This window comes from Celeribacter marinus (assembly GCF_001308265.1).
Taxonomy (GTDB): Bacteria; Pseudomonadota; Alphaproteobacteria; order Rhodobacterales; family Rhodobacteraceae; genus Celeribacter; species Celeribacter marinus.
The window spans coordinates 2,907,194-2,931,139 of sequence record NZ_CP012023.1 but is presented as its reverse complement, the minus strand read 5'-3'; the positions used below and the strand labels follow the sequence as shown (position 1 = coordinate 2,931,139).

Here is a 23,946-nt window from a genome sequence, read left to right as displayed (position 1 = left end):
CTAGCGATGCAGGGTTAGAAAGTGGTTAACGAGACATGAGTTTAGTCTGCGACAGGCCATGGTTGCGTTGGCAAACCCAAATCGTAGGGCATCGGGGTGTATGTTGTTTTCAATCCCTCGCGCCGCCATTTTCGAAACGCAGTGTCATTGAGATGGGTCATCGCATAGGCGCGCAAGCGATCAGATACTGGCAGGTCATACCCGACAATGCGCGCAGCCACTGGCGCGTAAAAGGCATCCGCAGCCGTATAGTCGCCAAAAAGCCAAGGCCCGTCTGCGCCAAACCGGTCCATCGCGCGGCCAAGAAGATCGTCAATCCGCGCAAGATCCGCTTTCACGGCATCGCTTGAGCTGAACCCTTTCATCACATAGATAAGCTGCATCCCGCAGTCGGTGCGCAAGGCGCTAAATCCGGCGTGCATTTCACCCACAAGCCAGCGAGCATAGCTACGCGCTTCGTCGTCTTTGGGCCAAATACCTGCGTCTGGGTGGCGCTCTGCGAGGGTTTCGGCAATTGCGGAGGTTTCGCCAACAACCCAGCCTTCAGGTGTGCGCAGGGTTGGAACGAGACGCGCCGGCGCAAGGCTCGCCATGTCTTTGGCCATGGTCCCCGAATACAGCCCGAGCATGTGTTCGGTGTAGGGAATGTCGAATTTCTCAAGAAGCAGCCAGCCGCGCAAACTCCAGCTTGAAAACGATTTGTCGCCAATAAAAAGGTCGTAAGGCATGTAAAACTCCTGTGCGTGATCCGACTAGGCTACGAGGAATTCATTGATCGCGAAAACGAATAATCGGCATGTGTTTCATTCTGGAAAGTGATTGATGTGCGTTGCGTCCCAGTGCCCTTGCGCCCAGTCGCCCTTGCGGTGGATGACGGTCAAAGACAGGGGTGATATTTCGTGGCCGAGTGCTGTGTAGGGCGTGCAATTCAGAGCCTTTTGTAACAACGTCAGGATCACACCCATGTGCGCGACGACGATCACATCGCCCGTATGCGCCTCAACGGCGGCGGCCACGCGCGCGGCCAGTGTGTTCCAGCTTTCGCCATCCGGCGGGGCCGTGTCACCTGGTGTCTCGAACACCTGACGCGCGAGGGCGCTATCGCGGGCCTCGACGTCTGCCCAAGTGAGATCTTCCCATGCGCCAAAATAGTTTTCGCGCAAACGTGGATCGTGGGGAAGGCGCGGGCGCCCCTGTTGTAGAACGTCGGCAGTCTTTACGGCTCTGGACAGGTCTGATGAAATTATGGGAGCATCGGGCAAACGCGCCTCCAAGCGGGCGATTTTATCTGTTTCTGATAGGTCAGCGGGGACATCTGTCCATCCGACAAAGCGTTTGGCATGTGTCGGCCCGTGACGTACGAGATAAAGACGGCTCATGACAATGCCTCGGGTCGCGCGCCCTTGAGCATGAACGGCAGACCCGCCATGACGCCCACAACCGCGCCTGCGACCTCGGCGATCTGACGGTTGAGCGTGCCTTGTGCGATCCGGAACTGGCGTGATAGCGCGTTATCAGGCACGATACCTTGGCCGACTTCGTTCGTGACAATCACAATTTGCGCGGGGGTCTGACGCAAGGCGTCGAGCAATGCCTGCGTTTCCGCCTCTAGATCATGATCCGCCAAAAGATGGTTGGTGAGCCAAAGGGTTGCGCAATCAAACAGGACGATTTGTCCCGCAGTTGCCGCGGCCACAATCCGCGCAGCGTTAAATGGCTCTTCGATTGTATGCCAGTTTTCTCCACGTTGTGTGCGGTGGCGATCAACCTTTGTGCGCATCTCATCGTCAAAGGTCTGGGCTGAGGCGAGGTAGATACGGTCCAAGCCGCTGTGAAAGCATATCTTTTCCGCGATACTTGATTTTCCTGAGGAGGCTCCGCCGATCACCAGAGTGATAGTTTTGGGCATGATCATAAAACTTTCTGTCATCCGGATGCGTTGTTGCTTCGTAACATTCGTATCTAAGACCCGCAATGAGGCCCTCAAGGGCTTCAAAGCATTCAAAATCAGGGAGTTTGTTTCCATGGCACTCGATGCGACTGCACAAGACCAACGTTTTTCCCGCCGCGCGATGAAGGCAGAAATGCTGGACGCCGACACGGAACGCGACCTTGCGATTGCATGGCGCGATCACCGTGACGAGGCGGCCTTGCACCGGCTGATCAGCGCCTACATGCGTCTTGCGATTTCGCAAGCCTCAAAATTCAAACGCTACGGCGCGCCGATGAATGACCTCATTCAAGAGGCGGGTCTTGGCCTGATGAAGGCCGCGGACAAATTCGATCCCGATCGCGGCGTGCGATTTTCCACCTACGCGGTGTGGTGGATCAAAGCGTCTGTTCAAGACTATGTGATGCGCAATTGGAGTCTCGTTCGGACTGGTTCGACCTCCTCGCAAAAGTCGCTGTTCTTTAATATGCGCCGCGTTCAGGCACGGTTTGAGCGCGAGGCGTCCACACATGGTGAAACGCTTGATCGTGCTCAATTGCATCAAAAAATTGCGATGGATTTGGGTGTTCCGCTGCGAGATGTGGAAATGATGAACGGGCGCTTGTCGGGTTCGGATTTCTCGCTCAATGCACAGCAATCGGGCGAGGACGAGGGGCGTGAGTGGATCGACACGCTCGCTGATGATGGTGAAACAACCGCCGAAATGGTGGGTGAGGCGCATGATCAACAACAGCTCAAAGGGTGGATCACTGATGCGATGGACGGCCTGACAGAACGTGAGCGGCTTATTCTGCGCGAGCGCAAATTGGCGGATGAGCCACGTACCCTAGAAAGTCTGGGAGACGAGTTGTCCTTGTCCAAAGAGCGGGTTCGTCAGCTTGAGGTTGCGGCCTTTGGGAAGATGCGCAAATCGCTTGAGCGGCACGGTGAGGCGCTAGAGTCATTTCTGCACTGAGCAAAGTGATGTGTCAGTGTTTGCGCCGCGTTCTTGTTTTTATGTGGCATCATGCTTAAACCTTGGCGCAATGGTCAAAGGGGTTCAAGATGCTGCATGACAAGACAATTTTGCTCATCATCGGCGGTGGTGTAGCCGCATTCAAGTCGCTCGACCTGATCCGCCGGATGCGCGATGAGGGGGCGCGCGTTGTACCTGTGCTGACCAAGGCGGCCGAACAGTTCGTGACGCCGCTTTCTGTCTCTGCGTTATCGGCGCAAAAAGTATACAGTGATCTGTTTGATCTCACGGATGAGGCAGAGATGGGACATATTGAGCTGTCCCGCGCGGCGGATCTGATTGTTGTTGCCCCTGCTACGGCAGATTTGATGGGGAAAATGGCCGCTGGACTGGCGAATGATCTGGCCTCAACTGTGTTGATGGCAACAGACAAACCTGTGCTTGTCGCGCCATCGATGAATGTTCGGATGTGGCATCATCCCGCCTGTCAACGCAATGTGGCGACCCTTAAGTCTGATGGAATTGTGTTTGTCGGTCCCGATGAGGGCGCGATGGCCTGTGGTGAATTTGGCCTTGGTCGTATGGCCGAGGTGGCGGATATTATCGCCGCTGCATCGGGTGTGCTTACCAACGGACCACTGACGGGCAAACATGCGCTTGTCACCTCTGGCCCGACCCATGAGCCGATTGATCCCGTGCGCTATATCGCTAATCGTTCGTCAGGGGCGCAAGGCACGGCTATTGCAACCGCATTGCGTGATCTTGGGGCATCCGTGACGTTTGTCACAGGGCCTGCTGACGTGGCCCCGCCCGCAGGTGTGCGTGTCGTGCGGGTGAATACCGCGCGTGAGATGAAAGACGCCGTTGAGGCTGCCTTACCCGCCGATGTGGCGGTCTTTGCTGCGGCTGTTGCCGATTGGCGCGTTGCCTCTCAAAGTGCGTCTAAGATTAAGAAAAAGAACGGTGCTTTGCCTGTTTTGGAATTTGCAGAAAATCCAGATATCCTTGCCGCTGTCAGTCAGATGACATCTGGTCGCCCCCAGCTTGTGATCGGGTTTGCCGCTGAAACGGATCAGGTTTTGGATCACGCAACGGCGAAACGCGTGCGCAAAGGATGCGACTGGATTGTGGCCAACGACGTTAGCCCCGAAACTGGAATTATGGGGGGGGCGCAGAATGCCGTGACCCTTATTTCTGATACAGGCGCAGAGGTTTGGCCCCGTATGAACAAATCTGATGTGGCAACAAAACTGGCTAATTTGATCGTGGATGAACTTGGCCGTGGCGTGTAACCGCGTGCGACCCAAAAGGGGGCGAAAATGAGCGTTGCGATCAAACTCCAGTGGCTGGACGGTGCCGATCATTCGGTGCCTTTGCCATCTTATGAGACGGATCAGGCGGCGGGGGCGGACCTTCGTGCGAACTTGTCGGTGGTTGATCGTGTTGAGGGCATTGTGATCGCGCCGGGCGCGCGCGCCCTGATCCCGACAGGCCTAAAAATGGAAATTCCCGCAGGGTTCGAGGTGCAAATTCGGCCCCGTTCCGGTTTGGCGCTCAAGCACGGGATTACCCTTGCAAATACGCCAGGGACGATTGATGCGGATTACCGTGGGCCTGTTGGTGTCATTGTGATCAATCTCGGATCCGACCCATTCACAGTGGCGCATGCGGACCGTATTGCGCAGATGGTCGTCGCCCCTGTGGTGCAAGCCATGTTCAACCTAGCAGATGAATTGAATACAACCGTGCGCGGCGATGGGGGCTTTGGCTCCACTGGCCGCGCGTAGGGCGCGGGCATGGGTGTTTTCATTATCATCTCTGCGGGGCTTTGGGGCATTGGTGCGCTGACGGGCGCGCCCTCTCGTGCGCGGTGGTCGATGATTGGCCTTTTGTATCTGGCTGTTCTGTTGGCGGTGGCATTGGTGCCCGAAAACAACCCGTTTGGCGGCGCGTTCGGTGAGTGGGCAATCCTCGGCGTTGGCGCGTGCGGTGTTGTTGCGTATCGGTTTGGGTTGGCAAAGCTGCGGGCGCGCGTGGCACAATCAACGCCAGACACACCCAAAGCCGATAAGCTGAGTGACGCAGAATTAGAACGTTACATGCGTCATATTGTTTTGCCTGATATTGGTGGCACAGGCCAAAAGAAGCTGAAAGATGCCAAGGTTCTAGTGGTCGGCGCGGGTGGGCTTGGCGCGCCTGTCTTGCAATATTTGGCGGCGAGCGGCGTGGGGACGATCGGCGTTATCGACGACGATGTGGTTGATGTGTCCAACCTTCAACGACAAGTGATCCACACCGATGACCGGCTCGGAATGCCAAAGGTGTTTTCGGCGCAAATGGCGATGACGGCTCAAAACCCTTTTGTGGAGGTGCGACCCTATAATCGGCGGTTTGATGAGACCTGCGCGCAATTGGTGGCGCAGTATGATCTTGTGCTCGACGGGTCTGATAATTTTGAGACACGGTATCTTGTGAACCGATTGTGTGTTGAGCAAGCGACCCCACTTGTCGCCGCAGCGATCACGCAATGGGAAGGTCAAATTAGCACATATAATTCAGCAAGTAATACGCCATGTTATCAATGCGTGTTCCCAATTGCGCCTGCTGCGGGCATGGTCCCGTCATGCTCAGAGGCGGGGGTTGCGGCCCCGCTTCCCGGTTTTTTGGGCACGATGATGGCGATGGAAGCGATCAAAGAACTCACAGGTGCGGGACAGGGGCTTGCGGGGCGGTTGGTCATATACGATGCGCTTTACGCACAGACGCGGACGATTGTGGTAAAAAAACGGGCGGATTGCCCGATTTGTGGCGGCTGACACTGTTCCTTTACCCCGCGCGCACATAGCTTGTCTTTCAAAGGAGACACGCATGACAAACCCGCTTCTGACCTCTTGGAATACCCCATTCGATGTGCCGCCGTTTGCACAGATTGACGACAGTCATTTCCAACCCGCTTTCGATGCCGCTATCGCCGAGGGGCGTGATGCGATCAGAGCAATTGCGGACAATCCGGAACCGGCAAGTTTTGTAAATACGATTGAGGCGATGGAGTTGGCCGAGGAGGCATTGGGCCGCGTCCTTGGTGTATTTTACAATCTCGCGGGCGCGGATAGCAATGACGCACGCCAAGAGTTACAGCGCGTATTTTCGCCCGCATTGGCCGCATATTCGACGGAAATCACCCAAAATGCAGCGCTCTTTGCGCGGATAGACGCGCTTTGGTCGGCGCGTGGCGACCTTGACCTTAATGAGGAACAGGCCCGTGTTTTGATGCTCACGCGGCGTTCTTTCGTGCGCTCCGGTGCACTGTTGCAAGGCGACGATAAAGTGCGCATGGCGGAAATCTCATCACGGCTTGCCACGTTAGGGACCGAATTTACACAACGTTTGTTGGCGGATGAGGGCGCGTGGTTTTTGGAACTGTCCGAGGCGGATCTGGATGGATTGCCGGCGTTTGTCATAGATGCCGCTCGTTCAGCGGGTGAGGAAAAGGGTGTGTCGGGTCCGTGTCTGACCACATCACGCTCCCTAATCTCGCCGTTTTTTGAGTTTTCGCCGCGCCGTGATTTGCGCGAAAAGGCATTTCATGCATGGACGTCACGCGGGGCGCGTGGTGGTAAAAACGATACCCGTGCGATTGCCGACGAGACGTTAAAGCTACGAGCAGAGCGCGCCGCGCTTTTGGGCTACGACAGCTTTGCGGCGTATAAGCTTGAGACGGAAATGGCCAAGACCCCCGATGCAGTGCGTGGATTGTTGATGGAGGTGTGGGAGCCGGCCAAACGGGCCGCACTGCGCGATGGTGCGCTACTTGAGGCCATGCTGCGCGCGGACGGGTTTGAGGGGCCACTAGAGCCATGGGATTGGCGGTACTATGCGCAGATCCGGCGCAAGGCCGAACACGATCTGGATGAAGCGGAGTTAAAGCCTTACCTGCAACTTGACCGTATGATTGAGGCCTCTTTTACCTGTGCTACGCGTTTGTTCGGATTGGAGTTTGAACCACTTGATATCCCACTGTACCACGCGGATGTCAGAGCGTGGAATGTGACGCGTGAGGGGCGCCATGTCGCCGTGTTCATAGGTGACTATTTTGCACGGGGATCAAAGCGGTCGGGCGCGTGGTGTTCGGCAATGCGAAGCCAGAAAAAACTAGGTGGAGACGTTGCGCCAATTGTTGTGAATGTGTGCAATTTTGCTAAAGCAGCACAAGGAAAGCCGAATTTGCTTTCTTATGATGATGCGCGCACCTTGTTCCATGAGTTTGGTCATGCCCTTCATCAGATGCTGTCCAATGTGACATACGAGTCTATTTCGGGCACGTCCGTTGCGCGTGATTTCGTTGAACTCCCCTCCCAACTTTATGAGCATTGGTTGGAAGTTCCCGCCCTCCTCGAAGAGTTTGCAACCCACGCCGAGACAGGCGAGGCGATGCCTGCGGATATGCTGAAACGTTTGCTTGCGGCGCAGACCTATGATCAGGGGTTCGCCACGGTCGAATATGTCTCATCGGCGCTTGTCGATCTCGATTTCCATGATGGAGCGTCCCCTGCGGACCCGATGCACTCACAGGCCGAAACACTTGAGCGGATCGGGATGCCGCGTGCGATCACGATGCGCCATGCCACACCGCATTTCGCACATGTGTTTTCCGGTGATGGATATGCGTCCGGATATTACAGCTACATGTGGTCGGAAGTGATGGATGCCGATGCGTTTGAGGCGTTCGAGGAGAATGGTGCATTTGACGTGGCGACCGCGAAAAGTCTCGAAGACAACATATTGTCGCGCGGTGGATCTCGCGACCCTGTTGCGCTTTACACCGCGTTTCGCGGGCGGATGCCGGGAGTTGAGGCCTTACTTAAGGGGCGTGGTTTGGTCGAGGTTTAAAGGATTCGACGCGGGCGAGGCGGATTAATCGGCCTCGCCTGAAACGTCTTTGTGGATGATCACATCGGCACGCGGGTAAACGTCGAGAATGGCGCTTTTTAGACCCGCTGAAATCGCGTGGGCCTCACGCAGTGTTTGATCGCCGTTCACTTCGATATGGACATGGATGAACGGTTTTGATCCCGCCATGCGCGTTTTGAGGTCGTGGAAATCGTCAACGCCGTCAAAATTACGCGCGATGCGTGCGATATTGTCTACAATGTCTTGTGGGGCGGAGCGATCCATGAGGGCGTCCCATGCGCTCTTGCCAATGCGAAGGCCGCCCAACGCAAGCATCGCGGCCGCCGCTAAGGCCACAACACTATCGATCATGGTGAGGCCGAATGCTGCCGAGGCCATGAGGGCAATGATCGCGCCAATATTTGGCACAAGGTCGCCAAGGTAGTGCAAACTATCGGCAGCGACGACCTTTGATCCTGTGGTCTGAGCGACACGGCGTTGCCACAACACAAGACAGACAGTGAGGATGATGGACAAAACCATCACGGCGACACCTGCGGTTTCTTGACCAACAAGTACAGGGGCGGGGGATAGCAACCTGCGCAGGGCCGACACCGCGATGACGCCGCTCGACAGCAAGATAAAGGTTGATTGCCCGAGGGCTGCCAAATCTTCGGCGGATGTATGTCCGAAACGGTGATCCTCATCGGGTGGGCGCGCGGCATAGTAGATTGCCATCAAACCACCCAAGGCCATCATCAGGTCCATGGCGCTATCGGCCAATGACGCCCCGATCGAAAGCGCGCCGGTTTGCGACAAGGCCCAAAGCTTGGCGATCACCAAAATCATGGCGACACTTACGGAGGCAAACCCCGCAGATAGGTTTAATCGACTGTCTGTCATCATCTACAGTGTCGCGCCTTTTAAGCAGTCAATTCAACTCTAATCGGATCTCTATGTGGGCGGGATATTCGGGTTCTACGGTGGAAAACGACGCGCAAACGGCACTATTCTAGTACTTCATCACCATAAACGCCCCAAAGGCCTGACTTGAGCACCCAGCCTTTGTATCCATCTGCGCTCGCCTCGCACCACGAAATATTGCACTCTAGCAAGCGTAGGATTACACCTTTTTCTGCTTGCGCATTCAGGCGGCTTGAGGTGTCGGGCTTTTTGTAGAGGTCAACCGTTTCATCGGTCACAATGGCCGTGCGCACACCGGAAATGAGGGTGTAGTGGATCCACCCTGTTGCGTCCTCATTGTCACGCACACGCCGCCAGTGACCGTATTCTGCGATGACCTCAAACGGGTAGCCGCGCTGCTTAAATACCCAATCGATACGGTGGCTAAGTGATGGTCCGCGCCGCAAGTTGGCCGTGTTGGCCTTGAGCGAGACGAACCGTGGTAAGGGCAAGTTTGTGACCGTTCCGCGATCAGAAAGGGGTGCCGTAGGGGCGGCCGTGACGGTCGGGCTCGCTTGAGGTTTCGCAACCTCGTCTTGACTGGCTGGTAGGCCGCTCGGCGTCTCTTGTGCAAAGGCCGCTCCGATATGCGTCAAGGTGATCAGGGCGGCGCACAAGGTGTAAACGATCGCGGTGCGGGCCGAACGCCAAGGTGTGTGGCGCAATTGCCGCGCCGTTTGCGGAGCAGTTGCCGAATATACTGCCTGCATGTTCACCCTCATGGCCTCGAAATACATATCAAAATAACGGGCAAACGTCCGCTTGTCGCGTCTCTTTGCGCAGTGTTCTTATCGGATACCCCTTGCCCATATGCAATGCTGTTTGCACAATGGGATCAGGTAACGGTGCCCAAACGTGCGCACCATGGAGGTGCAACATGTCAGACAATCGTCCAAAAGTCTTTGTGACACGCCGACTGCCCGATGCGGTCGAGGCGCGGATGGGTGAGTTGTTCGATGTCCGTTTGAGCGCTGCCGATGAAAAGCTATCGCGAGATCAGTTGATCGACGCGATGCGTGAGGCGGATGTGATCGTGCCGTGTGTCACCGACAAAATAGACGCCGAGATGCTTGATGCCGCAGGCGGCCGTTTAAAGCTTATCGCCAATTACGGCGCGGGAGTTGACCACATTGACGTTGTGGGCGCGCATAAGCGTGGCGTGCTTGTGTCTAACACCCCGGGCGTTATGACCGAAGATACTGCGGATATGGCTATTGGTTTAGTCTTGGCCGTCACGCGTCGGATGCCCGAAGGTCTCAAGTTTATGCAATCTGGTGCGTGGGAGGGATGGGCCCCCACGGCATTTATGGGGCAGCGGATCGGCGGCAAGGCGTTGGGCATATTAGGCATGGGTCGAATCGGGCGAGCGCTTGCGCGGCGCGCGACAGCGTTTGGAATGTCTGTTCACTATCACAACCGCACGCGCCTTCATCCGTCCACGGAAAAGGAGAATAGTGCGCAGTGGTGGGACAGTTTGGACCAGATGCTTGCTAACGTTGATGTGCTTTCGATCAACTGTCCGCACACTCCCGCAACGTTTCATTTGATCAACGAGCGCCGTCTAAAGTTGATGAAGCCGACGTCCGTGATTGTGAATACCTCACGTGGCGAAGTGATTGATGAAAACGCCCTAACACGTGCGCTGAGGCGCGAAGAGATCGCTGGTGCGGGGCTAGATGTGTTCGAGCATGGCAGTCAGGTCAATCCGCGATTGCGCGAGTTGCCGAACGTTGTTTTACTTCCGCATATGGGATCGGCGACAGTTGAGGGGCGCATCGAGATGGGCGAAAAAGTGTTGCTCAACATCTATGCGTTTGCGGACGGGCACCGACCACCTGATATGGTGGTGCCCGACATGATCTAAAGCGTTTGCACTCAGTCGCGTTGATCGCGAATGAATGTCCCGTTGTTGAGATCCTGCATCGCTTGCTGCAATTCAGCGCGCGTATTCATCACGATTGGTCCGTGCCATGCCACAGGTTCTTTGATCGGCTGACCGGAAATAAGCAAGAACCGCACGCCCTCGGGGCCAGAGCGCACCACCACTTCGTCGCCCGTATCAAAGTTGACCAAGGTGCGGTTGCCCGACATGTCGCGAATGTTGATCTCTTCGCCCGCGATCTCTTTTTCGACCCGCACGCCGTAGGGTGTAGAGGCATCGCGAAACGTGCCCGCGCCCGCGAACACATAGGCGAATGTATTGGCGTAGGTTTCAACGGGTAGGCGTTTTGTCGTATTGGGCGGCACACTCACGTCGAGGTACAGCGGATCGGCGGCGATACCGTCGACAGGGCCGCGTTTGCCCCAAAAGTTGCCTGTGACGATTTTGACCGCTGTGCCGTCATCGTCAATGATAACGGGAATGTCGCTGCCTTGGATGTCTTGATAGCGCGGATCGGTCATCTTGAGCGAGGAGGGCAGGTTGGCCCACAATTGGAACCCGTGCATCTGGCCCTGTGCGTTTCCACGCGGCATCTCTTGGTGCATGATGCCGGACCCTGCGGTCATCCATTGCACCGAGCCTGCGCCCAAGACGCCGCGATTGCCAAGGCTGTCACCGTGTTCAACTTCGCCGTCAAGCACATAGGTTATTGTCTCGATTCCGCGATGCGGGTGCCACGGAAAGCCCTTTTCGAACTTTGCGGGGTCGTCATTGCGAAAGTCATCAAACAGTAAGAACGGATCAAACTCGCGGGGCTTGTGAAATCCGAACGCGCGATAAAGATGAACGCCTGCGCCCTCGAGGGTCGCTTCGGCGAGGGTTTCGGATTTAACGGGGCGAAATGTCATGGTGCGTCTCCTTTGCTTTACACCATATGGGGGCGTGCGTAGGGGCGCGTAAAGACGCGAATGCAGAGGGTCTTTGTGCGAAATCGCGCATAAGGGGGATCGAACAGTCTAGAATACGTGCCGCGGGCTCTAGACTGTTCGATCTGTGACGCCAGAGCGCTTATTTGTTGTTGTAGACGTTTTCTGGACCGGGGAAGGCGCGTGATTTGACCTCATCGGCATATTCCGCAACGGCCTGTTCAATTGCCGGACCAAGGTTGCCGTATTTTTTGACAAACTTGGGCACCCACGGGTTAAGGCCAAGCATATCTTCGAGCACCAAAATCTGTCCGTCGCAATTCTTGGACGCCCCAATGCCGATAGTTGGAATGTCCACAGCGGCGGTAATTTGATCGGCGAGCGGTTCAACGACACCTTCGACCACAACGGCAAAGGCACCGGCCTCGGCTACGGCCTTGGCATCAGCGATGTGCATGTTCCATGTGTCCTCATCGCGGCCTTGGGTTTTGAACCCGCCCATGACGTTGGTAGATTGTGGCGTCAGGCCGATGTGGGCCATTACGGGAATGCCGCGCTCCACGAGAAACTTGATCGTTTCGGCCATGCGTGCGCCACCCTCAAGTTTGACCGCCTGACACTGGGTTTCTTTCATGATCATCGCGGCATTGCGGAATGCCATGTTGGGACTTTCCTCATAGCTGCCAAATGGCATATCAACGACGATCAGCGCCCGTTTGGTGCCGCGCACAACGGCCCGCCCGTGCATCACCATCAGATCAAGCGGCACACCCACCGTGCTTTCCATACCGTGCATCACCATGCCGAGGCTGTCGCCCACAAGGATGAAATCCGCGTGTTTGTCGACAATCGCCGCTGTATGCGCGTGATAGGACGTGAGCGAGACAATCGGCTCGCCGCCTTTGCGGTCGCGGATTTGCGGGACGGTGATGCGGCGGATCGTTTCGTTTTGGGCTGACATGTCTGGCTCCTTAGCTCGGGTCGGCAACGCGTTGGTCAATCAATAGCACATCACCGAAACGCACGGCGAGAAGAATGACGGCAGGAGCGGTAATCTGGCCCTCAATCGGCTCTAACGTTGCGGCGTCACGCACATCGATGGTTTCGATTTCGGCACGTGGTTCTTTCTCGATAAAGGTACGGATCGAAGATTCGAGATCTGCGGCGGTGCGCCCGTCCGAGGCCTCGTAATCGCCGTAGGCCAACGCCTTATTGAGGATCAACGCGGCTTGGCGGTCCTCAGCGCTGAGACGTACATTGCGGCTCGACATCGCCAATCCGTCGACCTCACGCACGGTAGGCACGCCGTTGATGCCCACGGGGATATCCAGATCACGGGCCATCGTGCGCAAAACCAAAAGCTGTTGATAGTCTTTCTCGCCAAAAAACGCCTCATCGGCGCCGACAATGTTGAACAGTTTGGTGACGACTGTGCACACGCCTTTGTAGTGATCAGGCCGCAATGCACCCATCAGCATGTGTTCCAACCGCTCTGTCACAACCGTGGTTTGTTTGAGCGGGTGGTACATCTCATCGACATCGGGGCAAAACACCGCATCCACGCCCTCGGCCTCAAGCAGCGCAAAATCACGCGCCTCGTCACGCGGATAGGCGTCGAGATCGGCACTGTCGCCAAACTGGGTCGGGTTGACAAAGATCGTTGCAACAACGCGGTCGCACTTGGCCTTGGCCGTGCGCACGAGCGTCATATGTCCATCGTGTAGATACCCCATCGTTGGGACCAACCCTACGTGTTCACCTGCCCTGCGATATCCACGTACGGCCTCGCGGACCTCTGCCTTTGTGCGGCAAATCTGCATGTGATAGCTCCCCTCGCTCATTCGCGGCCAAGATTAGCGCTCATGCGGCAGCGCGGCAAGTCGGGCGATGCCCAGATGCGCAATCCGCGAAATTACCCGAGATTGGTCAAAGTTTCGCCATGAGCCCCCACGATGATCGATGACACTTAATGAGTGTGTCGTCTTAGGAGCATCGTATGAGCCGTCTTGTTGCATGTCTTTTGTTTGGCCTTGGGGCGATTATGATCGTATCCGCCGATTATGTTATCCAAGGCAGGATGATCATCGGGCCTCAGGCAACGCTCACCCAGTATCCGGTGAAATCCTATTTGGCGCATATGCCAACCCGATTTAGGCGTCTTAGCGAGGGCGTCACCCCAACACAGGAGGCGGAGGTAAGCGCGGCGGAGGATATCGTGGACATACCCGCCCAGAACCCGCTTGCTGATGTCGCCGTGGCGGCAGTGTCCGATGCAGAGCCATCATTGACGATCGCGTGCAGCCAACAAGGGGCGCGCAAAAGCTGTAGCGTTTCGCGTGAGATCGCGGAAGCATCAGACCAAGACGCCGCACAATAATACGTGCATCTTGGTCGTTTGCCATGGCTTAGGCGGTGAGTTCGTCCCACGCTTCAAGTGCCTTTGCGGCGTACATCAACACAGGTCCGCCACCCATCTGAACACACATCGCTAGCATCTCGGCCAGCTCTTCGCGTGATGCGCCTTGTTTGGCTAAGGCTTCGACGTGAAAGCCGACACAGGGTTCACACCGCACACCGATGGCGATGGACAGTGCCACCATTTCCTTAGTCTTGCCGTCCAACAGGTCGCCTTCCATTGCGGCCTGTGACATCGCACCGAACCCTTTTGGGATGTTGCGGTTGGCTTTGTTGAGGCTGCGCAAGGCATCGCGCATGGATTCGTTCTTTTCGGCCCAGCTCATTAGATAACTCCTCTGGTTGCGTGTTTGCGCCACCATTGGCATGGGCGTGTCGTCACAGCCTTGATCCGTGTCAATAAATTCTAAAACCAAGATGTGTTGTGGCCTATGCCTCGCGACACCATCAGACGCGACACCGAAACATAGCGTGACGCACCATGCAAAAAGGCCCACCAATTTGGCGGGCCTTTCGTTAGTCTGTATTGATTGTTTACTGTGGGATGTCGCCAGTGAGACCTTCAACAAAGAAGGACATGCCTGCGAGTGTGCCGTCATCCGCCACTTCGCCCTCGGCAAGCCACGGCGTGCCGTCTTGCTTGTTGAGGGGGCCGGTGAACGGGTGGTAGGTGCCCGCTGCGATTTCATCACGCATGGCTTCGGCTTCGGCTTTCACGTCTGCGGGAACTGCATCTGTGATTTCACCAATGCCAACCATGCCTGTGGAAATGCCGTCCCACGTCATTGCGCTCTCCCATGTGCCATCCATGACGGCTTGGGTGCGGGCGATGTAGTAGGGCGCCCAGTTGTCGATGATGGAGGAGACGCGCGGCGATGGGGCGTACTCATACATGTCGGAAGCTTGACCAAAACCGATCACGCCGCCTGCCTCTTGGGCTGCGGCAAGGGGGGCCGTGGAGTCGGTGTGTTGCAAGATCACGTCCGCGCCTTGCTCGATCAACGCCTTTGCCGCGTCTGCTTCTTTGGCGGGGTTCATCCACTCAAAGATCCAGATAACTTTGAACTCAACGTCAGGGTTCACTTTTTGGGCGTGGATGTAGGCGGAGTTGATGCCACGGACAACTTCGGGGATTGGCACGGATGCGATGTAGCCCACGATGTTGGATTTGGTCATTTTGCCCGCAATGTGGCCTTGGATGGCGCGGCCCTCATAGAAGCGCGCGGAATAGGTGCCAACGTTATCGGCAGTTTTGTAGCCCGTTGCGTGCTCGAACTTCACGTCAGGGAATTTTTCAGCCACGTTGATGGTCGGGTCCATGAAGCCAAACGATGTGGTGAAAATCAGGTCAGTGCCTGTGAGCGCCATCTGTGTCATCACGCGTTCTGCGTCTGGGCCTTCGGGAACATTTTCAACAAAGACGGTCTCGACCGTATCGCCAAAGTGCTCTTCGAGCATTTTTCGGCCGTGATCGTGACCTTGTGTCCAGCCGCCATCATTGACGGGACCCACGTAGACAAAGCCCACTTTGGTTTTTTCGTCGTCTGCCAGAGCAGCGCCAGCAAGGCCAAGAGCCAAAGCGGTGGTGGCGAGGAGTGTTTTGAACATATGCGTTCTCCCAGGTGTTGTGAGGCATGCGCCCCGGTTGATAAGTAGCCCTAGCGGGCTTGGAAAATCCGGCCAAGCATTGCGGGACCGCCAGCGGCCCCTTTGCTGCGTGCCGAAATGACGACAAGAACCACAATCGTGGCCAAAAATGGCGACATCGAAAGAAGCTCTACAGGAACCTTTGCCCCTGCCGCCTGAAGATTGAGTTGCAGCACTGTGATCCCACCAAAGAGGTAGGCACCGATTAAAACGCGTGGCGCTTTCCATGAGGCAAAAACCACGATGGCAAGGGCGATCCACCCTATACCTGCGGTGATCCCATCGGTCCACTGCGGCACGCGGATGAGAGAAATATAAGCGCCGCCCAGACCCGCCATAGCGCCTCCGAACCCGATGGCCAAAACCCGAACACGACGCACTTTGTACCCAAGCGCGTGGGCGGCGGTATGGTTTTCACCAACTGCACGCAGGATCAGACCCGCGCGCGTGAATTTGAGCACGGCCCAGACGACAACCACAGCGAACAGGCTAAAGTAAACCATTGCGTCATGGCGAAACAGGATCGGACCAAGAACGGGAATATCCTCAAGCAACGGGATGGGCATCTTGGTTGTAAGAGGGGATTTAACGCCCACGTAGTTCTGGCCAAGGAAAGACGCCAAGCCGACCCCGACAAGAGTGAGTGCCAAACCACTTGGCACTTGGGTTGATTGAAAAACTTGCGTCAAAAGGGCAAAGAGCATGGCCAAAAGCGCGCCACCGGCCGCAGCGGCGATAAACCCGACAAGGGGTGATCCGCTCTCGACAGACGCGATGAACCCACAGACCGCGCCGGTGATCATCATGCCCTCAACGCCGAGGTTCAAAACGCCAGATTTCTCAACAACCATTTCACCAAGGGCGGCAAGTAGAATTGGGGTGGAGGCCACCATGAGCGAGGCCAAAAGAATGACGGGATCAATGCCACCAAAGTTCATTGCGCGACCTCCCGAGATGTCCACACCACACGGTAGTTAACGAAGATATCCATTGCCAAAAGCGTCATGAGCAACATGCCTTGGAACACTTGGATAGACGCGGAGGGAAGCCCGAGCATGAATTGAGCAAGCTCGCCGCCGATGAATGTGAGGGCCAATAACAGTCCTGCAAACAAAATACCGATGGGGTGCAAGCGGCCTAAAAAGGCCACGATAATTGCGGTAAACCCGTACCCTGCGTTGAAGTCGATGGAAACTTGTCCTGCGGGACCGGTGACCTCGAACAATCCCGCCAGTCCGGCAAGCGCACCCGCTGTGCCAAGGCAAAACAGAATGAGGCGGGCGGAGTTGACGCCGGCAAATCCGGCGGCACGCGAGCTTTCACCGCTTAGCTTGATTTGAAAGCCAAGCATGTGTTTGTTGATCAAAACATAAGCCGCGATTACGGCGGCGAGGGCTGCAACAACGCCCCAGTGAACGCCTGTGCCCGCGAACAGTTCGGGGTTGGACATGGCCTCGATTTTTGACAGGTTGCGAGACCCCGGAAAGCCGTTGCCCTCTGGATTGCGCAGCCATGACAGCGATGCAGAGGCCAAAAGCTGCTCCGCAACATAGACAAGCATCAAAGAGACGAGGATCTCGTTCGTATTAAACCGTGTCTTCAATAGAGCAGGGATCATGGCCCATAAAAAGCCACCCAAAGCGCCGGCAATGACCATCAACGGAAAAATGAACCAAGCGTCCATCGGGTAAAGCGCAAGACCCGTGGCTGCACCCGCAAGCGCCCCCATGATGTACTGTCCTTCGGCGCCGATGTTCCAAATCCCTGCCTTGAAGCCAAGGGACAACCCGATTGCGATCAAGATAAGTGGACCGGCTTTGACCAAGAGTTGAGGGCGAGAGTAAGCCGCGAATTGCTCGTGAAAAAGCGGATCCCAGAAGATAGTACGTATCGCCTCAAACGGGTCTTTTCCCATAAGCGCAAACAACAGTCCGCCCAAAACCATTGTGATGGCGACCGCCAGAACAGGTGTCGCAAAAGTCCATAGCTTTGACGGTTGTGGCCGTTTGATCAGGGTAATCATATGTCCGCCACTTCCATGTCGTGGGCGCCGCCCATCATCAGGCCGATTTCATCGATTGAGAGGCCTTTGGCTATGCGCGGCGGGCTAAGGCGTCCCTCGTTCAACGCGGCAAAATGGTCTGAAATTTCCATCAGCTCATCGAGATCTTGACTGATGCACACGACCGCCGCGCCCCCTGCTGCGAGATCCAAAAGCGACTGGCGAATTTGGGCGGCGGCAGAGGCGTCAACGCCCCATGTCGGCTGATTGACCACAAAGATTTTCGGGTCTTGAAGAACTTCGCGGCCAATAACGAACTTTTGTAGGTTCCCGCCAGAGAGCGAGCGGGCCGCCGCCGCAGGGCCAGAGCTGCGCACATCAAAGGCGGCAATGATATCGCGCGCAAAGGCGTCTGCTTTTTGCCAGTTGATGAAACCGTTTTTGGTCAAAGATTTGCGTACATTCGCCGTCAATAGGGCGTTCTCGGTCAGGCTCATATTCGGGGCCGCGGCATGTCCAAGCCGTTCCTCAGGAGCCGCTAAAATGCCAAGGCCACGGCGCGCGTTTGGTCCCATGCGACCGATGTCCTGTCCCTCAAAAAAGACGCGACCAGTCGCAGTTTTTGCCTCACCGGACAACACCGACAAAAGCTCGTCCTGACCATTGCCCGCAACACCGCCGATACCCAAAATCTCGCCAGAGCGCACCTGAAACGACACGTCTTTGAGGCGAGTGCCAAACGGGTTGGCAGGCGCGAAATCAAGGGCGCGCACATCCAACAAAATCTCGCCGGTTTCGCCACCTTCGCGCGTTGGGGTGTGGAGCGTTTCGCCGACCATGAGTTCGGCCATTTCGCGTGCGGTCGTCGTCTTTGGGTCGCAATCGCCCACGACCTTGCCCAAGCGTAGGATTGTGGCCTCGTCACACAGCGCGCGAATTTCTTCCAGCTTGTGAGAAATGTAGAGGATTGAGGTGCCTTCGGATTGAAGCTTGCGCAGGGTCGTGAATAGAATTTCGACTTCTTGCGGCGTCAAAACCGATGTTGGCTCGTCCATGATCAACAGTTTGGGATCTTGGAGCAGGCAGCGGATAATCTCAACGCGTTGCCGCTCCCCCGCGGAAAGATCACCAACGATGCGGTCGGGATCAAGCGGAAGACCGTAGGCCTCTGACACATCACGAATTGAGCGCGCAAGTTCACGCATTTTCGGAGGGTTCTCCATGCCCAGTGCGACATTTTCGGCCACGTTGAGGGCTTCGAACAAAGAAAAGTGTTGAAACACCATCGCCACGCCAGAAGCGCGTGCGGCTTGTGGGCTGGTTGGGCTGTACGCTTTGGCGTGCATCTGCATGGTGCCGCTGTCAGGCTTTTCCAACCCGTAGATCATTTTGACAAGCGTGGATTTTCCCGCGCCGTTTTCACCGAGCAAAGCGTGGACTTGACCCGCGCCAATGGTGAAGGACACGGAGTCATTGGCCACAACGCCCGGATAGGCTTTGGTTAGCCCGTTGATCTTGAGAAGGTCACTCACCCCGTGCGTTCCTCACCCGTGTTCAGGTCAATAGAATCTTTATGTTCCGTCGACGACATTAGGCGGGCGGCGACCCCAATCGCAATGGCTTGTGGATGTTTTCCGAGGTCGGGTTGCCCAATGGGGCAGCAAATGCGTGATATTTGTGCGGGCGCATGACCTAAATCGTGCAATCGCGCTCTAAAGCGTGCCCATTTTGTGGCTGATCCGATCAGGCCAAGCGCACCAAATCCGTGCGTCAAAATGAGATGACACAATTCCAGATCAAGTGCGTGAGAATAGGTGAGAACCAGATGCTCCGCCGTGGCGGGAGCGTGGCGCACAAGAGATGCGGGATTGGCGGCCATAAGCGGGGACACACCAGTAGAGATATCTGTCGGGAACCGATCCGCACTGGTATCAACCCAAGTGATGTCAAAGGTTGGCAGCGGCGCCAACGTTGCCACAATTGCACGACCGACATGTCCCGCCCCCCAAACCCAAAGCGGGCGCGCGGCGGGCTGCACCGGCTCAATCATCCATTCGCCGATTAAATGCGGCTGCAATGCGCCAGTCGCGCGGGCCTCAGCCAGCAGTTTGGTTACGCCAAACGGCATAGGTGACGGGCCACGCGCGAATATATCCTCAGGGATATCGGCCACGGTTTCGAAGACTTCGGTCAGTAGAACCACCGCGCCCCCGCAACATTGTCCCATGGCCGGGCCAAGGGGGATACGGGACAGTCGTGGAGCCGTGAACGCGGTTTTCACCGCCTCGAATTCGAGCGCCCCACCGCCTATAGTACCGGATTGCGCGAGGCCGTGTTCATCTTGCCAGACCAACATCGAGGCCCCTACATTGCGCGGGGTTGAGCCTTTTACATCGGCAACAACGATCCGCGCTACGCGACCATGACGCATAAGCGCTTGTGTCAGCTCTACGCGGTCAAAACTCATGCTCCATCACCCTTTGCGCGCGCAATCGCGGCGAGTATTGCCTCGGGTGTCGCGGGCGCGTCTAGGGCGGGATAGTGTGGGCCACAAGCGGCCGCTGCATTGGAAAGTGCGAGAAATACCGAAATCCCAAGCATAAACGGTGGCTCACCCACGGCCTTGGAGCGGTAGATCGTGTTCTCGCGATTGGGTGCATCCCATAGCGCCACGTTAAATATATCGGGTGCATCAGACGCCGTGGGGATTTTGTAGGTGGATGGCGCGTGCGTTTTGAGTGCGCCGTGTGCGTCCCACACCAGTTCCTCGGTGGTGAGCCATCCGGCCCCTTGGACAAAGCCGCCTTCGACCTGACCAATATCGAGTGCGGGGTTCAAGGACGTGCCTGCATCGTGCAAAATATCCGTGCGCAGCATCCGGTTTTCACCCGTGAGCGTGTCGATCACGACCTCGGTCAACGCGATGCCGTGGGCGAAATACAAGAACGGTCGACCGTGACCCTTGATGCGGTCCCACTCGATTTTGGGGGTTTTGTAAAACCCCGTTGCCGAAAGGCTGATGCGATTTTGATAGGCGAGGGAAATGACCTCTGCGAAGGCCATATCATGCGCGCCAAACGTCACTCGCTCGTCGCGCCATTCAAATGTAGATTCACCGAAGTGATCGCTCAGGAAGGATTCCAATCGGCTGCGCAGAGTGTCACAGGCGGCTTTGACGGCCATGCCGTTAAGGTCCGACCCGCTTGAGGCGGCGGTGGCCGAGGTGTTGGGAACCTTGGCCGTGTCGGTCGCGGTGATTTTGACGCGGGCGGTGTCGACACCAAACGCTGTTGCGGCCACTTGAGCGACCTTTTGGAACAATCCCTGTCCCATTTCGGTGCCGCCGTGGTTCATGCGAATGGAGCCGTCTTGGTAGATATGCACCAATGCGCCCGCTTGGTTGAGATGGGTTAGGGTAAACGAGATGCCGAATTTGACGGGGCTGATCCCGAGGCCCTTTTTGAGGGTCGGATGCTCTGCGTTCCATCGTTCAACAGCGGTACGGCGTTCTAAGTAATGTGCACCGTCGAGGAGCTGTGCGGTCATGGCGCCAAGGATGAAATCCTCGACCTCTTGGCCATAGGGCGTGGTTTGGATTGCGGGTGCGGGTGCCTCTTCTGGTGCCATGTCCGCGTAGTAATTTCGGCGGCGAATTTCGGCAGGGTCGGTGCCCAGCGCATGAGCGATGTGGTCAATAACACGCTCGATGCCAATCACACCTTGGGGGCCGCCAAATCCGCGGTAGGCGGTGGCGCTTTGGGTATTGGTGCGCAAACGGTGGCTTTCAATGCGCACATTGCGCAGGTGATAGGCATTGTCGGCATGTAGCATCGCGCGGTCGGCCACGGGCAGGCTGAGGTCTTGCGCCCACCCGCAACGGGTCATGTGGACGAAGTCGAGCCCTGTGATCGCGCCGGTCTCGTCAAAGCCACAGGTATAACGAATGCGAAACTCGTGACGCTTGCCGGTGATGATCATGTCGTCATCGCGGTCGTAGCGCATTTTACACGGGCGCCCCAGACGGGTGGCGGCCACGGCACAGGCGATGGCGAGCGCATTACCTTGGCTTTCCTTGCCACCAAACCCGCCGCCCATGCGTCGTGTTTCCACGCGCACCGCACTCATCGGCAGGTGCAGGGCATGGGCCACTTTGTGTTGGATTTCGGTGGGGTGTTGCGTCGAGGAATGCACCACCATGTCGCCGTTATCGTCGGGGAACACGAGGGCGGCCTGACCCTCAAGGTAGAAATGCTCTTGTCCGCCGATGTCGAACGCGCCTTCGATCCGATGGGGGGCGGCGGCGATGGCGGTCGCCGCATCGCCTTTGGTGTAGATGCGCGGGCCATCCTCGAAACGGGCATCGGCGGCGAGGGCCTCCTCGTAGGTCAGGATGGCTGGCTTTGGTGCATAGGTGATATCGGCAAGGCGTGCGGCCTTGCGGGCGATCAGGTGCGATCTGGCCACGACCAGAAACACCGGCTGACCGACATAGTGGACGGTGCCAGTAGCCAACAGTGGCTCGTCGCCTACGGAGGGCGAGCAATCGGGCATCTCGTCGAAGTCATCGGCGGACAGCACGGCCACGACCCCCGCAAGGGCGCGAACCTGATCAAGGTTGATCGCGGTGATGTCGGCATGTGCCTCGGTCGAGAGGCCAAAGGCCAGATGGAGTGTGTTGGCGGGCGTGGGAATGTCATCGACATAGCGCGCGGCACCTGTGACATGAAGGCGGGCGGCATCATGGGGGAGGGATTTTCCAACGCTCATGGGCGCACCTCCAGAACGGATGTGGGCGCATCGTTGGTTGTGCGCTCCATCAGATAGCGGACCAACATGTTTTGTGCGCTGTGTAGGCGGTAGTCGGCAGAGGCGCGCATGTCGGACAGCGGTTGGAAATCCTGCGCAAAGGCGGGTAGGGCGGCGGCGATGGTCGTGCGGGTGAAGGGCTGCCCGATGAGGGCGGCTTCAACGGCACTGGCACGTTTCGGGGTCGCGGCCATGCCACCAAAGGCGATGCGGGCGGCGGTGATGATGTCGTCCTCCACGGTGAGGTTGAACGCCCCGCAGACCGCAGAAATGTCCTGATCGAACCGTTTGGACAATTTGTACACGCGTAGGTCGGTAAGGCCCGCTTTTGGCACGGTGATGTGTTCGACAAATTCCGAGGCTTGGCGGTCCTGTTTGCCATAAGCGAGGAAATAATCCTCAAGCACCAGTGTGCGGCGGGTGTCGCCACGGCGCAGGGTCAGCGTTGCATTTGCCGCGATCAGGGGCGGCGGGCTATCTCCGATGGGCGATCCGTTGGCGATGTTGCCGCCAAGGGTCGCAGCGGTGCGCACCTGAACCGATGAAAACCGGCGAAACATCTCTGCAAGCGAGGGGCAAAGTGGCGCAATAGCGGGGGCCAGATCGGCGATAGGGGTCATCGCGCGGATGGTAAGTGCGCTGTCCGTTTCGGTGATCCCGACAAGGTCTTTGACACCGCCGAGAAAAATCACATCGTCGAGGTCCATCAGCCGCTTTGTGACCCATAGTCCGACATCCGTGGCGCCCGCGATCAGGGTTGCCTTGGGGTTGAGGACATAAAGTGCTGCGAGTTCGTCAGAGGTTTCGGGGCGATCTATCAATGCGGGCACATCAAGTGGCGCGGGTGACAAGTGCGGAGCGAGCTGTGGTGCGGCTTTCTCGGCGGCGCGTAAAATTGGCGCGTACCCCGTGCAACGGCATAGGTTTCCGGCAAGCACATCGGCGTGGTTCGTCTCACCTTTGGCGTGGGCCGCCGCTAATGACATCACGATGCCTGGGGTGCAAAATCCACATTGGCTTCCATGTTCTTGGATCATCGCCTCTTGGACGGGATGGAGCGTTTCGCCCCGTGATAACCCCTCAACCGTGGTGACGGATTTGCCGTGCAGTTGTGGCATGAACAAGATGCACGCGTTGAGGGCATGTGTGCCGCGCTCGTCGTGCACCATCACGGTGCATGCGCCGCAATCGCCCTCATTGCAGCCCTCTTTTGTCCCCGTGAGTCCACGGGTTTCACGAAGGTAATCAAGGAGGCTGTGGGTGTGCGTTGTCGGGGTTCGGACAATCTCGCCATTGAGGCGGAAGGTGATTTCCATCTGTCGGACCTGCCGCTTTCTTTTATGGGACGTCGCGCCCGATGCGGCGGAAAGCGCGGTCCATTTCATCTAGAAGATCATCCCAAGGGCCGCGTTGGCAAGGGTTTGTGTGGCAATTGGCGCCCTTTAATTACCCAAGTGGTCAAAATTTGTTCTGTTTCGGGGGCGCGGGTGGCGATCAGTGCCGCGTGAT

The 23,946-nt window shown here is 57.0% G+C and carries 23 protein-coding genes; 7 read left to right on the top strand and 16 right to left on the bottom strand.

All coding sequences use genetic code 11. From position 1 onward, the window contains the following. Positions 1–41: 41 nt before the first annotated feature. The 3 genes from IMCC12053_RS14580 to cobU form a co-directional block, all read right to left on the bottom strand. Complete coding sequence (locus IMCC12053_RS14580) at positions 42–728, bottom strand: glutathione S-transferase (protein WP_062220303.1); 687 nt, start codon at positions 726–728, stop codon at positions 42–44. A 75-nt stretch (positions 729–803) separates the two neighbouring features. Further along, a complete protein-coding gene (locus IMCC12053_RS14575) occupies positions 804–1,379 on the bottom strand; it encodes a histidine phosphatase family protein (protein ID WP_062220301.1) in 576 nt (191 codons plus the stop codon). After that, positions 1,376–1,909 (bottom strand): bifunctional adenosylcobinamide kinase/adenosylcobinamide-phosphate guanylyltransferase, encoded by a 534-nt coding sequence (gene cobU / locus IMCC12053_RS14570; RefSeq protein ID WP_062221388.1) that lies wholly within the window; start codon positions 1,907–1,909, stop codon positions 1,376–1,378. Before cobU ends, IMCC12053_RS14575 begins: the two co-directional genes overlap by 4 nt. Before the next feature lie 115 nt (positions 1,910–2,024). On the opposite strand from cobU, the gene IMCC12053_RS14565 reads away from it, so the two are divergent. The 5 genes from IMCC12053_RS14565 to IMCC12053_RS14545 all read left to right on the top strand — a co-directional run bounded on the left by IMCC12053_RS14565 (position 2,025) and on the right by IMCC12053_RS14545 (position 7,796). Continuing rightward, the gene (locus tag IMCC12053_RS14565) at positions 2,025–2,906 is read left to right on the top strand and encodes an RNA polymerase factor sigma-32 (RefSeq protein WP_062220299.1); all 882 of its coding nucleotides are present in this window, start codon (positions 2,025–2,027) and stop codon (positions 2,904–2,906) included. 89 nt (positions 2,907–2,995) lie between these two features. After that, positions 2,996–4,198 (top strand): bifunctional phosphopantothenoylcysteine decarboxylase/phosphopantothenate--cysteine ligase CoaBC, encoded by a 1,203-nt coding sequence (gene coaBC / locus IMCC12053_RS14560; protein ID WP_062220297.1) that lies wholly within the window; start codon positions 2,996–2,998, stop codon positions 4,196–4,198. Positions 4,199–4,225: 27 nt separating this feature from the next. After that, positions 4,226–4,693 (top strand): dUTP diphosphatase, encoded by a 468-nt coding sequence (gene dut, locus IMCC12053_RS14555; protein WP_062220295.1) that lies wholly within the window; start codon positions 4,226–4,228, stop codon positions 4,691–4,693. Between the two features lie 9 nt (positions 4,694–4,702). Continuing rightward, positions 4,703–5,722 carry a HesA/MoeB/ThiF family protein gene (locus IMCC12053_RS14550; RefSeq protein ID WP_062220293.1) on the top strand — a complete coding sequence of 340 codons (1,020 nt, stop codon included), beginning with the start codon at positions 4,703–4,705 and terminating at the stop codon, positions 5,720–5,722. A gap of 52 nt (positions 5,723–5,774) precedes the next feature. Continuing rightward, the gene (locus tag IMCC12053_RS14545; RefSeq protein WP_062220291.1) at positions 5,775–7,796 is read left to right on the top strand and encodes a M3 family metallopeptidase; all 2,022 of its coding nucleotides are present in this window, start codon (positions 5,775–5,777) and stop codon (positions 7,794–7,796) included. Between the two features lie 24 nt (positions 7,797–7,820). On the opposite strand, the gene IMCC12053_RS14540 is transcribed toward IMCC12053_RS14545, so the two are convergent. Then, positions 7,821–8,699, bottom strand: coding sequence for a cation diffusion facilitator family transporter (locus IMCC12053_RS14540; protein ID WP_062221385.1), 879 nt, complete (start codon positions 8,697–8,699; stop codon positions 7,821–7,823). A 104-nt stretch (positions 8,700–8,803) separates the two neighbouring features. Beyond that, positions 8,804–9,364, bottom strand: a complete 561-nt coding sequence (locus IMCC12053_RS14535; RefSeq protein WP_417903500.1) for an SH3 domain-containing protein — start codon at positions 9,362–9,364, stop codon at positions 8,804–8,806. A gap of 272 nt (positions 9,365–9,636) precedes the next feature. Between IMCC12053_RS14535 and IMCC12053_RS14530 the strand changes: the two genes are divergently transcribed. Next, entirely contained in the window at positions 9,637–10,623 is a 987-nt protein-coding gene (locus IMCC12053_RS14530; RefSeq protein ID WP_062220289.1) for a 2-hydroxyacid dehydrogenase, read from the top strand. 11 nt (positions 10,624–10,634) lie between these two features. Here IMCC12053_RS14530 and IMCC12053_RS14525 read toward each other — a convergent pair whose 3' ends face one another. The 3 genes from IMCC12053_RS14525 to panC all read right to left on the bottom strand — a co-directional run bounded on the left by IMCC12053_RS14525 (position 10,635) and on the right by panC (position 13,387). After that, positions 10,635–11,549: a pirin family protein gene (locus tag IMCC12053_RS14525; RefSeq protein WP_062220287.1), complete on the bottom strand. Its 915-nt coding sequence runs from the start codon at positions 11,547–11,549 to the stop codon at positions 10,635–10,637. A gap of 160 nt (positions 11,550–11,709) precedes the next feature. Next, a complete protein-coding gene (gene panB, locus IMCC12053_RS14520) occupies positions 11,710–12,528 on the bottom strand; it encodes a 3-methyl-2-oxobutanoate hydroxymethyltransferase (protein WP_062220285.1) in 819 nt (272 codons plus the stop codon). A gap of 10 nt (positions 12,529–12,538) precedes the next feature. Then, entirely contained in the window at positions 12,539–13,387 is an 849-nt protein-coding gene (gene panC, locus IMCC12053_RS14515) for a pantoate--beta-alanine ligase (RefSeq protein ID WP_062220284.1), read from the bottom strand. Positions 13,388–13,563: 176 nt separating this feature from the next. Between panC and IMCC12053_RS14510 the strand changes: the two genes are divergently transcribed. Next, entirely contained in the window at positions 13,564–13,944 is a 381-nt protein-coding gene (locus IMCC12053_RS14510) for a hypothetical protein (protein WP_062220282.1), read from the top strand. Between the two features lie 28 nt (positions 13,945–13,972). Here the strand turns inward: IMCC12053_RS14510 and IMCC12053_RS14505 are convergent, their stop codons facing one another. The 8 genes from IMCC12053_RS14505 to IMCC12053_RS14470 all read right to left on the bottom strand — a co-directional run bounded on the left by IMCC12053_RS14505 (position 13,973) and on the right by IMCC12053_RS14470 (position 23,753). Then, entirely contained in the window at positions 13,973–14,308 is a 336-nt protein-coding gene (locus IMCC12053_RS14505) for a carboxymuconolactone decarboxylase family protein (RefSeq protein ID WP_062220280.1), read from the bottom strand. A gap of 208 nt (positions 14,309–14,516) precedes the next feature. Beyond that, entirely contained in the window at positions 14,517–15,590 is a 1,074-nt protein-coding gene (locus IMCC12053_RS14500; RefSeq protein ID WP_062220278.1) for a BMP family ABC transporter substrate-binding protein, read from the bottom strand. A 50-nt stretch (positions 15,591–15,640) separates the two neighbouring features. After that, complete coding sequence (locus IMCC12053_RS14495; RefSeq protein WP_062220277.1) at positions 15,641–16,567, bottom strand: ABC transporter permease; 927 nt, start codon at positions 16,565–16,567, stop codon at positions 15,641–15,643. Next, the gene (locus IMCC12053_RS14490) at positions 16,564–17,652 is read right to left on the bottom strand and encodes an ABC transporter permease (RefSeq protein WP_062220275.1); all 1,089 of its coding nucleotides are present in this window, start codon (positions 17,650–17,652) and stop codon (positions 16,564–16,566) included. The genes IMCC12053_RS14495 and IMCC12053_RS14490 overlap by 4 nt, the downstream gene beginning before the upstream one ends. After that, a complete protein-coding gene (locus IMCC12053_RS14485) occupies positions 17,649–19,163 on the bottom strand; it encodes an ABC transporter ATP-binding protein (protein WP_062220273.1) in 1,515 nt (504 codons plus the stop codon). The genes IMCC12053_RS14490 and IMCC12053_RS14485 overlap by 4 nt, the downstream gene beginning before the upstream one ends. Further along, complete coding sequence (xdhC, locus tag IMCC12053_RS14480; RefSeq protein ID WP_062220271.1) at positions 19,160–20,098, bottom strand: xanthine dehydrogenase accessory protein XdhC; 939 nt, start codon at positions 20,096–20,098, stop codon at positions 19,160–19,162. Before xdhC ends, IMCC12053_RS14485 begins: the two co-directional genes overlap by 4 nt. Then, a complete protein-coding gene (xdhB, locus tag IMCC12053_RS14475) occupies positions 20,095–22,398 on the bottom strand; it encodes a xanthine dehydrogenase molybdopterin binding subunit (protein ID WP_062220269.1) in 2,304 nt (767 codons plus the stop codon). The genes xdhC and xdhB overlap by 4 nt, the downstream gene beginning before the upstream one ends. Next, a complete protein-coding gene (locus IMCC12053_RS14470; RefSeq protein WP_062220267.1) occupies positions 22,395–23,753 on the bottom strand; it encodes a xanthine dehydrogenase small subunit in 1,359 nt (452 codons plus the stop codon). The genes xdhB and IMCC12053_RS14470 overlap by 4 nt, the downstream gene beginning before the upstream one ends. Positions 23,754–23,946: the final 193 nt, after the last annotated feature.

What these genes read in the sequence shown, in the direction of transcription:
- coaBC (WP_062220297.1), top strand. Translation starts at nt 2,996, where the DNA reads ATGCTGCATGACAAGACAATTTTGCTCATCATCGGCGGTGGTGTAGCC.
- IMCC12053_RS14470 (WP_062220267.1), bottom strand. Translation starts at nt 23,753, where the DNA reads ATGGAAATCACCTTCCGCCTCAATGGCGAGATTGTCCGAACCCCGACA.
- IMCC12053_RS14580 (WP_062220303.1), bottom strand. Translation starts at nt 728, where the DNA reads ATGCCTTACGACCTTTTTATTGGCGACAAATCGTTTTCAAGCTGGAGT.
- IMCC12053_RS14575 (WP_062220301.1), bottom strand. Translation starts at nt 1,379, where the DNA reads ATGAGCCGTCTTTATCTCGTACGTCACGGGCCGACACATGCCAAACGC.
- IMCC12053_RS14490 (WP_062220275.1), bottom strand. Translation starts at nt 17,652, where the DNA reads ATGATTACCCTGATCAAACGGCCACAACCGTCAAAGCTATGGACTTTT.
- IMCC12053_RS14565 (WP_062220299.1), top strand. Translation starts at nt 2,025, where the DNA reads ATGGCACTCGATGCGACTGCACAAGACCAACGTTTTTCCCGCCGCGCG.
- panC (WP_062220284.1), bottom strand. Translation starts at nt 13,387, where the DNA reads ATGCAGATTTGCCGCACAAAGGCAGAGGTCCGCGAGGCCGTACGTGGA.
- panB (WP_062220285.1), bottom strand. Translation starts at nt 12,528, where the DNA reads ATGTCAGCCCAAAACGAAACGATCCGCCGCATCACCGTCCCGCAAATC.
- IMCC12053_RS14545 (WP_062220291.1), top strand. Translation starts at nt 5,775, where the DNA reads ATGACAAACCCGCTTCTGACCTCTTGGAATACCCCATTCGATGTGCCG.
- cobU (WP_062221388.1), bottom strand. Translation starts at nt 1,909, where the DNA reads ATGCCCAAAACTATCACTCTGGTGATCGGCGGAGCCTCCTCAGGAAAA.
- IMCC12053_RS14525 (WP_062220287.1), bottom strand. Translation starts at nt 11,549, where the DNA reads ATGACATTTCGCCCCGTTAAATCCGAAACCCTCGCCGAAGCGACCCTC.
- xdhC (WP_062220271.1), bottom strand. Translation starts at nt 20,098, where the DNA reads ATGAGTTTTGACCGCGTAGAGCTGACACAAGCGCTTATGCGTCATGGT.
- dut (WP_062220295.1), top strand. Translation starts at nt 4,226, where the DNA reads ATGAGCGTTGCGATCAAACTCCAGTGGCTGGACGGTGCCGATCATTCG.
- IMCC12053_RS14510 (WP_062220282.1), top strand. Translation starts at nt 13,564, where the DNA reads ATGAGCCGTCTTGTTGCATGTCTTTTGTTTGGCCTTGGGGCGATTATG.
- IMCC12053_RS14495 (WP_062220277.1), bottom strand. Translation starts at nt 16,567, where the DNA reads ATGAACTTTGGTGGCATTGATCCCGTCATTCTTTTGGCCTCGCTCATG.
- IMCC12053_RS14505 (WP_062220280.1), bottom strand. Translation starts at nt 14,308, where the DNA reads ATGAGCTGGGCCGAAAAGAACGAATCCATGCGCGATGCCTTGCGCAGC.
- xdhB (WP_062220269.1), bottom strand. Translation starts at nt 22,398, where the DNA reads ATGAGCGTTGGAAAATCCCTCCCCCATGATGCCGCCCGCCTTCATGTC.
- IMCC12053_RS14530 (WP_062220289.1), top strand. Translation starts at nt 9,637, where the DNA reads ATGTCAGACAATCGTCCAAAAGTCTTTGTGACACGCCGACTGCCCGAT.
- IMCC12053_RS14500 (WP_062220278.1), bottom strand. Translation starts at nt 15,590, where the DNA reads ATGTTCAAAACACTCCTCGCCACCACCGCTTTGGCTCTTGGCCTTGCT.
- IMCC12053_RS14540 (WP_062221385.1), bottom strand. Translation starts at nt 8,699, where the DNA reads ATGACAGACAGTCGATTAAACCTATCTGCGGGGTTTGCCTCCGTAAGT.
- IMCC12053_RS14550 (WP_062220293.1), top strand. Translation starts at nt 4,703, where the DNA reads ATGGGTGTTTTCATTATCATCTCTGCGGGGCTTTGGGGCATTGGTGCG.